General features: G+C 66.0%; 8 protein-coding genes. 4 read left to right on the forward strand and 4 right to left on the reverse strand.

Going from position 1 to position 14,020, the window contains the following annotated elements; all coding sequences use genetic code 11:
- The first annotated feature begins 37 nt into the window (after positions 1 to 37).
- Complete coding sequence (locus tag RQP53_RS16990) at positions 38 to 2,641, forward strand: chemotaxis protein CheB (RefSeq protein ID WP_315651865.1); 2,604 nt, start codon at positions 38 to 40, stop codon at positions 2,639 to 2,641.
- 62 nt (positions 2,642 to 2,703) lie between these two features.
- Positions 2,704 to 4,623 carry a putative bifunctional diguanylate cyclase/phosphodiesterase gene (locus RQP53_RS16995; protein WP_315651866.1) on the forward strand — a complete coding sequence of 640 codons (1,920 nt, stop codon included), beginning with the start codon at positions 2,704 to 2,706 and terminating at the stop codon, positions 4,621 to 4,623.
- Positions 4,624 to 4,722: 99 nt separating this feature from the next.
- Here the strand turns inward: RQP53_RS16995 and RQP53_RS17000 are convergent, their stop codons facing one another.
- Positions 4,723 to 4,989, reverse strand: coding sequence for a hypothetical protein (locus tag RQP53_RS17000; protein ID WP_315651867.1), 267 nt, complete (start codon positions 4,987 to 4,989; stop codon positions 4,723 to 4,725).
- A gap of 200 nt (positions 4,990 to 5,189) precedes the next feature.
- Between RQP53_RS17000 and RQP53_RS17005 the strand changes: the two genes are divergently transcribed.
- Positions 5,190 to 6,866: a DUF885 domain-containing protein gene (locus tag RQP53_RS17005; RefSeq protein ID WP_315651868.1), complete on the forward strand. Its 1,677-nt coding sequence runs from the start codon at positions 5,190 to 5,192 to the stop codon at positions 6,864 to 6,866.
- 28 nt (positions 6,867 to 6,894) lie between these two features.
- Here the strand turns inward: RQP53_RS17005 and RQP53_RS17010 are convergent, their stop codons facing one another.
- The 3 genes from RQP53_RS17010 to RQP53_RS17020 form a co-directional block, all read right to left on the reverse strand.
- Positions 6,895 to 8,952 (reverse strand): S46 family peptidase, encoded by a 2,058-nt coding sequence (locus RQP53_RS17010; RefSeq protein ID WP_315651869.1) that lies wholly within the window; start codon positions 8,950 to 8,952, stop codon positions 6,895 to 6,897.
- A 129-nt stretch (positions 8,953 to 9,081) separates the two neighbouring features.
- Positions 9,082 to 9,270 (reverse strand): hypothetical protein, encoded by a 189-nt coding sequence (locus tag RQP53_RS17015; protein ID WP_315651870.1) that lies wholly within the window; start codon positions 9,268 to 9,270, stop codon positions 9,082 to 9,084.
- A 141-nt stretch (positions 9,271 to 9,411) separates the two neighbouring features.
- Positions 9,412 to 10,905: a cyanophycinase gene (locus RQP53_RS17020; RefSeq protein WP_315651871.1), complete on the reverse strand. Its 1,494-nt coding sequence runs from the start codon at positions 10,903 to 10,905 to the stop codon at positions 9,412 to 9,414.
- A 405-nt stretch (positions 10,906 to 11,310) separates the two neighbouring features.
- Between RQP53_RS17020 and RQP53_RS17025 the strand changes: the two genes are divergently transcribed.
- Entirely contained in the window at positions 11,311 to 14,019 is a 2,709-nt protein-coding gene (locus tag RQP53_RS17025) for a TonB-dependent receptor (RefSeq protein WP_434064113.1), read from the forward strand.
- The last annotated feature ends 1 nt before the right edge of the window (position 14,020 follow it).

Raw genomic sequence — 14,020 nt, forward strand, 5'->3', positions numbered from 1 at the left:
CGCTGCACCTGCCTCGGCTGGCCGCAAGGAGCTGACGATGAGCAAGGCCCACACCGCCGCCCCGCCCGAACGCAGCGCTCCCAAGCGTCCTGCGGCACAGGGCGTCGCCAGCGTCGTCGGCATCGGCTGCTCGGCCGGCGGCCTGGCGGCGCTCGAAGCGCTGCTGGCCGCGGTGCCGCCGGGCTGCGGCCTGTGCTGGGTGGTGGTGCAGCATCTCAGCCCGGAGCAGCCCAGCGCCCTGGCCGAACTGCTGCAACGGGTGACGCCCATGCCGGTGCAACAGGCGCAGGACGGCAGCGTCGTCGCGGCCGATCAGGTGCTGGTGATCCCGCCGGGCCATTCGATGCGGCTCAGCGATGGACGGCTGCGGCTGCGCAGCAGTGCCGCGCCGGCCGGGCCGCCCCTGCCGGTCGATCGCTTTTTTGTGTCCCTGGCCGAGCAACTCGGCGCCGATGCCGTCGCCATCGTGCTGTCCGGCATGGGCCAGGACGGCTTGCTGGGCATGCGTGCCCTGCACGAGGTGGGCGCGCTCTGCCTGGCCCAGGAGCCGGCCAGTGCCGGCGCCGACAGCATGCCGCGCGCCATCATCAATGCCGGCCTCGCCGACGTGATTGCCTTGCCAGCCCAGATGCCGGCACGGATACTCGCCCACCTTCACGACGCAAGCGCCATGGCCTCGCAAGACCTTCCCGATTCCCACGCCGCTGAAACGGCGCCGGCGCCAGCCCTCGCACTGGGCACCCGCAGCGACCTGGAGGACATCACCGCCCTGCTGTTCGAGCGCACCGGACAGGACTTCTCGCTGTACAAGTCCAACACCCTGTACCGGCGCATCGAGCGGCGCCTGGCCGTGCACCAGCTCGCCACGCTGGCCGACTACGCCAAGCATCTGCGCGACAACCCGCAGGAACTCGATCTGCTGTTCCGCGAGCTGTTGATCGGCGTGACCAGCTTTTTCCGCGATCCCGCCGTCTGGGAGCAGCTGGCCGAGCAGGCCCTGCCGGCGCTGCTGGCACGCCAGCCGGCTGGCAAGCGCCTGCGCGCCTGGGTGCCGGCCTGCTCCAGCGGCGAGGAGGCCTACACCCTGGCGATGCTGTTCCGCGAGGTGCAGGCGCGCCAACCGGCCGGGCGCCGCTTCAGCCTGCAGATCTACGCCACCGATCTGGATGCCGACGCGATCGCACGGGCCCGCAAGGGCTGGTATCCGGACACGATAGCCGCCGACCTGACGCCCGAGCGCTTGGCCGCCCATTTCGTTGCCGAGGACGGCGGCTGGCGCATTAGCAGCGAGATCCGCGATATGGTGGTGTTCGCGCCGCAAAACCTGATCTCCGACCCGCCCTTCATCAAGCTGGACATCCTCAGCTGCCGCAATCTGCTGATCTATCTGGGGGCGCAGTTGCAGCGCCGCCTGCTGCCGCTGTTCCATTACGCGCTCAACCCCGGCGGCCTGCTCTTGCTGGGCAGCGCCGAGACGGTGGGCGCATTCGGCGACGACTTCAGCGTCATCGATGCCAAATCGCGGCTCTACCAGCGCAGCGAGCGCATCGCCTCGCCCGGCGGACTGAACTTTCTGATCCGACCGATCAGTGAGCCGAACACGCCCGGCGATGAGTGGCCGGCGCTGGCAGCCGACAGCCTGGAGGTGCAGACCGACCGGCTGATCCAGCAACGCTTCGCGCCAGCGGCCGTGCTGGTCACCCCCGATGGCGACATCGTCTACATCAGCGGCCGTACCGGCAAATACCTGGAACCGGCGGCCGGCAAGGTCAATATCAATCTGCATGCGATGGCTCGCGAAGGCCTGCGCGAGGCGCTGGTGGGCGTGCTGCGCAAGGCCGCCGAGCAGACCGAGCCGATCAAGCTCGACGCGGTGCAGATCGACGACGAGGCCGGCCGGCTGACGCTCAATGTCACCGTCCAGGGCCTGCACAGCCCGGAGGTGCTGCGCGGCCGCGTGCTGGTGGTGTTTCATGAACTCCCGGCGCCGTCCGCCCGACGCCGGCCGCGGACACTGCCAGACAGCCACAGCGCACTCGAGCAGGAATTGCTGCTGACCCGCGAAGCCTTGCGGGCGGCCCATGAGGAAACCCAGCGCTCGCTGGCGCGGCTGAAGGCCAGCAACGAGGAACTGCAGGCCACCAACGAGGAGCTGCAGTCGACCAACGAAGAGCTGACCACCTCCAAGGAAGAGTTGCAGTCGCTCAACGAGGAGTTGCAGACGGTCAATGCCGAGCTGCAATCCAAGGTCGACGACCTGAGCTGGGTCAAGAACGACATGACCAATCTGCTCAACAGCACCGAGATCGCGACGATCTTTCTTGACATGGAGATGCAGCTGCGCCGCTTTACCAGCGACGTCAAGCGTCTTTTCAAGCTGATTCCTGGCGATATCGGGCGGCCGCTCTCGGACATCGTCAGCGAATTGGACTACCCTCGGCTGATCGCCGATGCCGTCGAGGTCTTGCGCAGCCTGGTCTACAAGGAGACCGAGGCCCGCACGGCCGATGGCCGCTGCTACCGGGTGCGCATCATGCCCTACCGCACGCTGGACAACGTCATCGACGGTATCGTCATCACCTTCATCGAGATCACCGAGATCAAGCTGATGCAGGCGGAGTTGAAGCTGCTCAAATCGTGAACTGAAGACCAGGCATCTGTCGGGCCCGCAGCCACAGGGCCAGTTTCGACCAGGGAGGCCGGATGGACAAGCCCGATCAGGCACTCAACACCGAGCTGCGGCAACGCGCCGAGGCCTGGCTGCAGGCGCGCCAGCAGCAGCCGCAGGCCGAGTTGTCTGCGGCCGACACCCTGCGCCTGATGCACGAGTTGCAGGTTCATCAGGTCGAGCTGGAGATGCAGAACGAGGAGCTGGAGCGCCAGCAAACCGATCTGCGCCTGGCCGCCAAGGTCTTCGAGCATTGCTACGACGGCATCATGGTGACCGACCCGGACACCGCCATCGTCGACGTCAACCCGGCCTTTTGCCGCATCACCGGCTATGCCCGCGAAGAGGTGCTGGGCAAGACCCCGCGCCTGCTGGCCTCGACGATGAACGGCCCGCTCTTTCATCTGCGCATGTGGAAATTTCTGCATGAAAACGACTACTGGAGCGGCGACGTCTGGAACGTCCGCAAGGACGGCGAGCTGTATGCCGAGCGCCTGGCCATCTCCGCGGTGCGCGATGCCAACGGCGTGCTGCAACAGTATGTGGGCGTGTTCTCGGACATCAGCAGCGCCAAGAAGCATGAGGCCGAACTCGACCGCATCGCCAACTACGATGCGCTGACCGGCGCCCCCAACCGGCGCCTGTTTGCCGACCGCTTGAACCAGGCCATTGCCCGCAGCCAGCGCAGCGCACGGCCATTGGCCATCTGCTATCTGGACCTGGACGGCTTCAAGGCCGTCAACGATGAGTTCGGCCATGAAGGCGGCGATCAACTGCTGGTTGAAACCACCCGGCGCCTGCACGGCGTGCTGCGCACCGAAGACACGGTGGCCCGCATCGGCGGTGACGAGTTTGTGCTGCTCGTTGATCTGATGGTCGCCGAGGAATGCCCGGCCTTGCTGCAACGCCTGCTGCAGGCGGTCAGTGCGCCGCTGCTGATCCAGGGCAAGGCCTGCGTGATCTCGGCCAGCATCGGCGTCACGCTCTACCCGCAGGACGCGGCCGATGCCGACACCTTGCTGCGCCACGCCGACCAGGCCATGTACCGCGCCAAGGAACAGGGCAAGAACCGCTACCAGCTGTTCGATCTCTTGCACGACCGCGAGATGCAGGAGCGTGCTGCCCAGCAGCAGGCGCTGGCGCTGGCCTTGGAGCGCGAGGAATTCGTGCTGTATTACCAGCCCAAGGTGGACCTGCTCGATGGTACGGTGATCGGTGTCGAGGCCTTGATACGCTGGCAGCACCCGCAGCGCGGCCTGCTGGCGCCTAACGCATTTCTTCAGTACCTGCAGGGCAATGTGCTGGACCGCGCGATTGGCGAGTGGGTGATCAGCGCCGCACTGCGCCAGCAATCGGCCTGGCGGGCGCAGGGGCTCAGGCTGATCAGCAGCGTCAACATCAGCCCCGAACACCTGCTGCGCGAGGACTTTGCTGCGCGGCTGCGGCTGACGCTGCAGGCCCAGCCCGATGTGCCTGCCGACTGCCTGGAACTGGAGATTCTGGAGAGCGCGGCGCTCAGCGACGTGGCCCAGGCGGCGCGTACGCTGGCCGAATGCCACCAGCTCGGCGTGCAGCTGTCGCTGGACGACTTCGGCACCGGCTATTCCTCGCTGCTCTACTTCCGCTCCTTGCCGATCGACACCCTGAAGATCGATCAAAGCTTCATCCGCAACATGATCATGGAACCGAACGATCAGCTGATCGTCGAAGGCGTGGTGCGGCTGGCCGACACCTTCAGCCGCCAGGTGATTGCCGAAGGCGTCGAGACGCTGGCCCATGGCGCGCTGTTGCTCAAGCTGGGCTGCCGGCTCTGCCAGGGCTATGGCATTGCCCGCCCGATGCCGGCGGCCGCGCTGCCGGGCTGGATCGCGCAATGGCAGCAGCAAGAACACTGGCTGGCGCTAGGCACGGCGGATGCGGGGATGGCGTTCGGGCACGAGGGAAATTCGGTGTGAATCGGCGTCCATGGCGGACGGTGGCAGAAATGGAAAAGGCCCGCGGATCGCGGGCCTTGTTCATGAAAATGTGACTGACGCCAGCCGGCTCGCGCCGGCTCAGCACATCGTCTGCGGCAGGCATTGGGTGGCCGCCTGGGCCACGACGGCAGCAGTACCGTTGCTGCGCCCCAGCACATAGACAGTGGGCAGGCGCTCGATCTGGGCTGTCACCACCTTGCCACCGATATGCTGGCCCACCACGACCACCGGCGCCAGGCGCACGATGTTGGCGCGTTCGGCCTGGGCCGCAGAGACGCTCAATCCGGCGGCCAGGGCGATGGTGCCGGCAAGACCGAATACAAAGGCTTGGGTGCTGGTGTTCATGGTGAGGCTCCTTGAGGTTGGCTGGGTCAGTGATTGCAGTTTCGTCAATAGGCAAGCACCCTGAAAGCCGCAGGCGATGCAGCGCGCTTTATCGCCGCTGAGCTGCAAGCTGGGGCGATGAACGCGCAGCGGCGGCGGACTTTCGCGCACACTGTCCGCATCTGTCTGCTGCTGCGGTACCTTGCCGCTGGATTGATGCCATGACGAACGACACCGCCTCCCCCGGCATGCGGCTACACGCCCTGTTCGACGCCACCTGGGCGCGCGATATGGCGGCCGATCCCTTGCTGGCCACCTATTACGGCGAGACCGCCTACAACGCCCTCTGGCCCGACCTCAGCGCGGCGGCGCGCGAACGTCGCCATGCCGCCGACCGTGCGGCTCTGGCCGAGCTGCAAGGCATCGCCCCCGAGGATCTGAGTGCCGCCGATCAGCTGAACCGGCGCCTGTTCGAGCGCGAGTTGCAAGGCCGCATCGCGCTGCATCGCTTTCGCCCCGAGGCCTATGCGATCACCGCACGCGAAGGGCCGCAATCGCTGAACGAGCTGGTCGAGCTGATGCCCATGGACAGCCGCGCCGACATCGAGACCTGGCTGCAACGGCTGCGTGGCCTGCCCGCCTATCTGGCCCAGTACACCGATCTGCTGCGCGAGTGCGCCGCCCAGGGCCACACCCAGCCACGCATGCTGATGGAGCGCGTGCTGCCGCAGCTGGACATGCAGATCGTCGACGACCCGGCGCAAAGCCCCTTCTACAGCGCCTTCGCCGGCCTGGCCGATCAGGACCTGCAGCAGCAGGCCCACGCGTTGATTGCCGCAGCGCTGGTACCGGCCTACCGCGCCTTCCGCGAGTTTTTCGCCAACGACTATCTGCCGGCCTGCCGCGACAGCCTGGGCATCAGCGACACGCCGGACGGCCTGGCCTTCTACGCCAACCGCATCGCCCACCACACCAGCACCGATTTCAGTGCTGACGACATCCACCAGCTTGGCCTGGCCGAAGTGGCTCGGATCACTGCAGCGATGCAGGAGCTGCTGGACGAGCTGGGCTTTGAGGGCAGCAAGCACGAGTTCTTCGACTGGCTGCGCAGCGATCCGCGCTTCTATTACGCCGACGCCGAGCAGCTGTTCGCCGCCTATGTGATGACGTCCAAGCAGATCGAGCCCGAGCTGCCCAAGCTGTTCGGCAAGCTGCCGCGCACGCCCTATGGCGTGCGGCCGATCCCGGCCACCAGCGCGCCCAACACGACGGCCGCCTATTACAGCGGCCCCTCGGCCGATGGTCGCCGCGCCGGCTATTACTACGTCAATCTCTACCGGCCGGAGATGCGGCCGCGCTACGAGATCGAGGTGCTGACCACGCACGAGGCCGTGCCCGGCCACCATCTGCAGATCGCGCTGGCCCAGGAGCAGGGCGAGCTGCCCAAGTTCCGCCGCTTTGCCGGCTACAACGGCTATATCGAGGGCTGGGCACTGTACGCGGAACAGCTCGGTTATGAGCTGGGCCTCTATCAGGACCCCTACTCACGCTTTGGCCAGCTCAGCTACGACATCTGGCGCGCACTGCGCCTGGTGCTGGACACCGGCCTGCACACCCAGGGCTGGAGCCGCGAGCAGGCCATCAGCTATTTCCGTGACCATGCGCCCAAGACCCAGGTCGACATCGCCAACGAGGTCGATCGCTATATCGGCTGGCCGGGGCAGGCACTGTCCTACAAGATCGGCCAGCTGCAGATGCTGGCGCTGCGGGCCCGCGCCGAAGCCGCACTGGGTGAAGCCTTCGACCTGCGCGCCTACCACGACATGATTCTGGATGGCGGCGCGCTGCCGCTGGACATGCTGGCCGACAAGGTCCAGGCCTGGATCGCGCAGCACTGAGCGGCGCTGCATCCAGGCCCGGCCGCCTTCAGCGGCCGCGCAGCTCGCGGGCCACCTCGGGTGCGCCGTAGGCCTGCTCGAGCGCGGCCAGGATGGCCTGGATGTCGACGGCGACGGCACGGTCCAGCGCGTCGGTATAGGCAAAGCGACCGCCCAGGCCTTCCAGGTTGCCGTCAAAGATCAGGCCGACCAGCTCGCCATCCTTGTTCACCACCGGCGAGCCGGAGTTGCCGCCAATGATGTCGGCGGTGGAGGCGAAGTTCAGCGGCAGATCCGGATTCAGCTTGGCGCGCACAGCAGCCACCTGCGGCGCCACCTTGAAGGGCATCTGATGCTCGAAGGCGGCGGCGCGGGCAAAGAGGCCACCGAACACGGTCTTGTAAGGCACCTTGATGCCTTCGGCGTCATAGCCGGCCACGCGGCCGTAGGACAGGCGCAGCGTGCCCGTTGCATCGGGCGGCACGCCACGGCCTTGCAATGCAAAGCGGGCCTGGCCGAGCTGATCGGCAGCGCGCTTCAGCGGCTCGTCAACCTCGCGCTCGAGCTGGCGGGCCAGCGCGCGGTGCAGCGGGTAGAGCTTGCGCGCCAACGCGATGGCAGCGTCGTCCGAAGCCGCCAGCGCGGCGGCGCCGCCTTCCAGCAGGCGCACGCGTTCGGCCTGTTGGTCGAGCTTGGTACCGGCGATCACGCGGGCGGCGACGGCCTCGGCGCTGTCGCTGCCCAGGGCGGCCTGCACCAGCGGATGCTGGCGCCCCAGCGCCTGCGCGGCGCGGTTCAGGCTGAAGGCCAAACGCGCTTGCTCCAGATCCTTGTAGACCGGCGAGTTGGCGCGCAGACGGCGCTCAACCGCAGCCAGGCCGTTGGCCGAATAGCCGCGCATCCGTTCTCCCTCTGGCAGCTGGCGCTCGGCCGCGGCCTCGACCAGGCCACCGGCCAGGCCCATCAGCGAGTTCCAGCCATAGCCGCTGTACTGCTGCTGGGCGGCCAGTGCGGTCTGCTGCGCCGTGGCGCGCTCGACCTGGGCCCAGGGATCATCACTGCGACCGGAGGCCTTGTAGGCGACCTTGAAGTCGGCCTCTTCCTTGGCTTTCTGCTCCAGCAGGGCGGGGCGCAGCAGCGATTTGTGCTGACCAGTCATCGCCTTCAGGCTGTTCTCGACGCCGGCGATCTGGCCGGCCGCGCGGCGGGCCGACTCCGGCGAGCGGGCGGCAAAGGCATGCAGCATCTCGCGCTCGGCCTGCAGCTCCTTCAAGCGCAGCGGCAGCAGCACATCGCGCTTGGCGCGCAGCTGGTCCAGCGTGTTCTGGCGGTCGGTATTGCCGGGATGACCGGCCACAAAGACGGCGTCCCCGTCCTTCAGCGGCGCAGCGGCCAGCTTCAGATAGTGAGCCGGCTGCACCGGCTTGCCGTCTTCATAGGCACGCAGCAGCGTGAAGTCCAGCGCGAAGCGCGGGAAGGTGAAGTTGTCAAAGTCGCCGCCAAAGTCGGAAGCCTGGGCTTCCGGTGTCATCACCAGGCGCACGTCCTGGTATTCCTTGTAGCGGTAGAGGTGGTAGACGGCACCGCTGTAGAGCGTGACGACATCGCACTTCAGGCCGGTCTCCTGCTTGCAATCGGCTTCCAGCTTGGCGATGGCGCTCTTGCGCGCGGCATTGCCCTCGGCCTCGCCCAGGCTGGCCGGTGCGGCGGCGCGCAGCTGCGGGGTCACGTCTTGCCAGGACTGCAACACCCGTGCATCGGCGCCGGGGCATTGCAGCTCCTCGGCACGGCCGTGGGCGACAAAGCCGTTGGCGATCAGATTGCGCTGCGCGGTGGACAGGCGCTCGACGCAGCCGCGGGCGACGTGATGGTTGGTGAGCAGCAGGCCGTCCTTGGACACAAAAGAGGCCGAGGCGCCGAGTTTGACGGCGGAGAGCCGCAGATGCTCCAGCCAGGCGGGGCTCAGCTCAAGGCCCAGGCGCTGCTTGATCTGCGCCAGCGGCGCATTGTCGAAGGTCCACATGCCCTCATCGGCATGGGCTTGTGAGGCGCCAGCGAGCGCCGTGGCGATGGCAAGGGCGGTGCGAGAGATGCGCTGGACGGACATGGGGCAGACCTTTGTCGGACGAAACGAGAGAAACGCGCGAGTTTCCCTGCTCCGTGCGATGTGCGCCAGCAGCGCAAGCTTGAGTGACGTTTTGACATGCCTGAACGGCAGTCAAACCCCTTGCGAGGCTCAGGAATTGATGGCGCCGCTGGCCGCGGTCTGCCGACCCAGCTGCTGGGCCTGGTGCCCGGCAGGTTGGCTCAGCTGCAGGCGTTGGGCCTGTTCGAGATCGGCTTGTTCGGCCAGAAACAGGGCACTGAAAACAGCGCCCGTCACCGCCAGCACGGCGGTCAGAAAGGTCTTGGTGGCGTAGTTCATGGCGTGCTCTTGCTTGTCCATGCTTTGCAGTGTCGTCACGCCAGCCGGGCACCGCCAGCGCCATGCGATCAATCGCCGCTGTGGCCGCGCGAATCGCCATGGGTGGCGATAAAACGCAGCGGCTAGGCCCTCATCAATGCCTCACTGGCTGGTCGGGATGCGCTCACTGGGCGCATCGCGGCGCTCGTCGGCCCGCCAGCTGCCATAGATCGGGCTGGGCATATGCACCGGCGTGATGTCCAGATAGAGGCTGACGACGGTGTATTCCTCCCCGCCCATCTCCTCGGTGCTCCAGCCAACGCTACCCTTGCCCTTGTAGAGGCGAAACAGAAAGCCCAACTCGGCCAGTGGATCGCCTGGCTTGGGGATCACATCAAAGGTCAAGCCACGCACCTCGGCCTTGTTGCTGTCGATCAGATAGGCCATGGCGTTGGCAATGGTCTGGTCGCCCAGCATGTCGAGGTGGAACAGATCCTCGGTGTAGTAGGGCTTGTAGTCGGATTGCTGCGGGTCCAGGCGCTGGCCGCGCAGCTTGATCGCCGCCGGCGTCGTGATGCGGGTCTTCAGGTTGAATTTATCGCCATGGTCAAGATAGGTCAGTCGGGCATTGGTGACGTTGAAGGCGCCCAGCGTCGGATCGGTCTTCACCTCGCTCAGGTCGACCAGCAAGGCGCCACGCCCGCCAATCACCTCGACCTCGTCACCACGCACCACGGCAGCGGTGTTCTCGTCGACGCCCAAACCCAGCTTGTAGCCCTTGGCCATCATCAGCGGGATCATCCGGCCGAAGCGGCCGCGCTTGAGGAAGTGCTGGTCGACAAACAGGTCGGGGCCGAGAAAGCCCAGACCGCGATCAACCTGTTTGCCGTCGGTCCATTTGCCTTTCATGATGTTGATGACGCTCGGCGCATCACGGAACATGACCGAGCTCATCATCGCCGCGCCGGCCGAGGTCCCGGCGATCACGCCGCCACGGCGGTAGACGTCCCAGATCGCCTCCAGCATCGGCGTCACATGGCCACCCGGCGCCAGCACGTCAACGATGCGCTCCTGCGCCCCGCCGGTGAAGAACACGCCGCGGGCGTTCTTCACCTTGTTGATCAGCGCCGGATCGCGCACCACCTTGTTCAGATCGACCCAGCTGAACTTGGGTGCCACCGGCAGCGCCTCGGCCACCGCACCGCGCCGCTGCAGCAGATCGACCGCTTGCTTGGCGCTGGTTTCGGGGTCTTCCGAGGCGGTGCCGAAGACGACGAAACGCGCGCCCTTGCCGCCGGCTAGCTGGACGATGCGGCCCCAGACCTCTTCGTTATCGGACTTCAAGGCGCCGCCGATAGGCACGGCATAGCCCTTGATCGCTGCTTCCACCGGGGCGGTTGGCGGCTGGCTGGGCGCTGTTTGCACCGCAACAGCCGGTTTGGCCACCGCTGGTGGCGGCGCATTCTTGCTCAGGCCCGGGATCACATTCCAGATGCTGCGCCCCTGCGGCTGGGAAGCGGCCGGTGCCGCGGGTGTGCCGGCCGTCGCCGCGGCCACGGTGATGGCTGGAAAACCATGGTCTGCCGCTTGCGCCGCAGGCACGGATAGCAGCAGGAGGCTCAGTGGCAGGAACAGGGCGCGCTTGGCAACAGGCATGGTGGCAACGGACAGCGGATGGAAACAGAGCCGAAGGGAAACACTTGGCTTTTGAACGGTCAGACTACGTCATAAAGCCCAAGCTGCCCAGCCGGCACACCCCCTAACAACACGGATCAGCATCGCCAGGTTCGCAAAGCGCACAGCAAAAACCGCCAATCGACGGACACTCAGCCTTGCTGCAAGCAGCTGCAAGGCCCGGGCCGGCGCTTTGTTGCTGCCAGACACTTCTTGGGATAGCCCGGGTGTCATCGCCATGCAATCATTCCTAGACTCGCCCTATCGAGGCAGCCGCCTTCCCCTACTGCAGGAGCCCGCATCTTGAGCCCACGCCCCCATCGCCCCGCCCGCCCCAGCTACAACGCTTCGCTACCGAGCGCCAAGCTGCGCCACAGCGTCGAGGCGGTGCTGCTGGCCCTGGCAGCGCTGCCGGCCGTGGCCCAGCAGGCCGTTGTGCCCGATGCGCGACTGAACCGCGTCGAGATCACCGGCTCGGCCATCAAGCGGCTGGAAAGTGAAACAGCGCTACCGGTACAAGTGATCAGCCGCGAGGACATCGACAAGGCCGGCGTCACCACAGCGGCAGAACTGCTGTCCAAGGTGGCGGCCAATGTCGGCGGGCTGACCGATGGGGTCAGCATCAACGTCGGCGGCGACCAGCGCGGTTTCAATTCGGCCAATCTGCGCGGCCTGGGCAGTTCATCGACGCTGGTGCTGCTCAATGGCCGGCGCATGGCCAATTTCGCCTCGCCCGGCGACGATGCTGGCGTCGATCTGCACAACATCCCGGCCGCGGCCATCCAGCGCGTGGAGGTGCTGCTGGACGGTGCTTCGGCGCTGTATGGCACCGACGCCATCGGTGGCGTGATCAACTTCATCACCCGCAAGGATTTTCAGGGCTTTGACCTGAGCGCCTACGCCGGCAAAACTCAGGAAGGCGGTGCCGGCAAGCAGACCGCCAGCCTGGCCGGCGGCTTCGGCAACATCACCCGTGATGGCTACAACCTGTTTGCCGTGCTCGACCTGCAAAACACCGGCCGCCTGAGCACCTCACAGCGCAAGTTCATCCCCGAGTTGAAGATCCCTGAGCGGCTGGGGCATCTGCTGTCGAGCTTCACCAGCCCAGCCAATATCCGCCTGACCCGCACGCAGCGCGACCATCTGCAGGACATCGGCTTCACGATCAACGGCAAGCCCATCACCAACCGCCTGATCAATTTCTCGATCCCGAATTGCGCACCGCCGGCCAATCTCTACCTGCCGGACGGCACGGGCGGTGTCGATGCTTGCACCTATGACTACATGGGCGACACCGAGCTGTACCCGGAGTCGAAGAACATCAGTCTGCTGAGCCGCGGCGTCCTGCAGGTCGCGCCGGATCATCAGCTCTATGCCGAGCTCTCGCTGGCCAAGGCCAAGACGCGCTATGTGGGGTCGTCGGCACGAGTCACCGGCGACATCAATTACAAGATGATTCCGGCCCTGGCCAACACCGGACTGGATCAGCTCGACGAAGATTACCCTGGCGAACTTGAGCTGCGCATGCGCCTCAACGAGGCAGGCCGCCGCACCAGCGAGCTGACCAGCACCGGCCAGCGTTTCGTGCTCGGCATGATGGGCACGCTCGCCGGCTGGGACTACGACATCGGCCTGAATCGCAGCGTGAACACGGTGGGCGACCGCGACGTGCACGGCTATGTGCTTTACGACAAGCTGATTCAGGGCATCCGAAGCGGCATCATCAATCCCTTCGGCCCGTCCAGCGCCGCTGGCGTGGCCTTGATCGACAGCATCCAGGTCAACGACGAAGTCCGCCATGCCCGCGGCACCATGACCACGCTGGACTTCAAGGCCTCGCGGGCGATCGGCCAGATGGACGGCGGCGACGTGATGCTGGCCCTCGGTGGCGAGCTGCGCAATGAGCGCACGGATTTCACCCCCTCGGCGCTGCTGATGACCGACAACATCAACAACGACCGGGCACCCGAGGGCGGCAAGGCAACCAGCGATTCACGCCGTGTCGCGGCCGTCTACGGCGAGTTGTTCGTGCCCTTTGCCAAGCAGTGGGAGATGCAGCTGGCGCTGCGCCACGACCACTACCAGACCGTTGGCGGCGCCAGCAGCCCCAAGCTGGGCCTGCGCTATCAGCCGGACAAGAGCCTGCTGTTCCGCGGCTCGGCCAGCACCGGCTTCCGCGCGCCCTCGCTGAACGATCTGTACCGGCCCACCGTCTACAGCTCGACGTCTACCCTGCCCGACCCGGTCTATTGCGCCGAGAACGACAACGATCTCTCGGTCTGTGCCGACAACTGGAACACCCGCCGCTACAGCAATGCCAAGCTCAAGCCCGAGCGCAGCCAGCAGTTCTCGCTGGGCACGGTGTTCGAACCCAGCCGCTCGCTGACGATGAGCCTGGACTACTGGAACATCAAGCGCACCGACCTGATCAGCGAGATCGGTGACGACATCATCCTCGGCAACCTGGCCAAATACGGCAATCTGGTTCACCGCTACAGCCAGAACGATGGCCTGTGCGACTACGACGCCGAGGACAACGGCATCTGCTATATCGAGCTGCGCAAGGAAAACCGAGGCGCTCAAAAGGCCAGCGGTCTGGACCTGAATTTCGATCTGCACGGCGTCAAGACCGAATGGGGCGTGCTTGGCGCGCGGCTCAACGGCACGCTGGTGCTGCAGTCCAAACTGCAGAACGCCCCGGGCGACCCCTACATCAGCAACCTCGGCAAATTCGTCACCAAGGGCGTGGTGCAGCGCTGGCGCCATCACCTGACGCTGGACTGGGAGCAGGGCCCCGTAGGCCTGAGCCTGGCCAACAACTACTCGGCCGGCTACGACGACCAGAACTCGGCCATCAACACCGACAACGGCACCGTCGTCGCGGCCAACCGCGTCAAGGCCTACTCAACCTGGGATGTGTCGGGCTGGTGGGCGGTCAACCAGCAGTTCAAGCTGCGCGCGGGCATCCAGAACATCGGCAACACCAGCCCGCCCTTCTCCAACCAGGCCTATTTCTTCCTGTCTGGCTATGACCCGAGCTACACCGATCCGCGTGGTCGCTTCTTCTACCTGAGCGCTCAGTATCAGTTCAAGTAAG

Origin of the sequence: Roseateles aquae (genome assembly GCF_032337115.1) — a bacterium.
In the GTDB taxonomy this organism is placed as follows: domain Bacteria; phylum Pseudomonadota; class Gammaproteobacteria; order Burkholderiales; family Burkholderiaceae_C; genus Roseateles_C; species Roseateles_C aquae.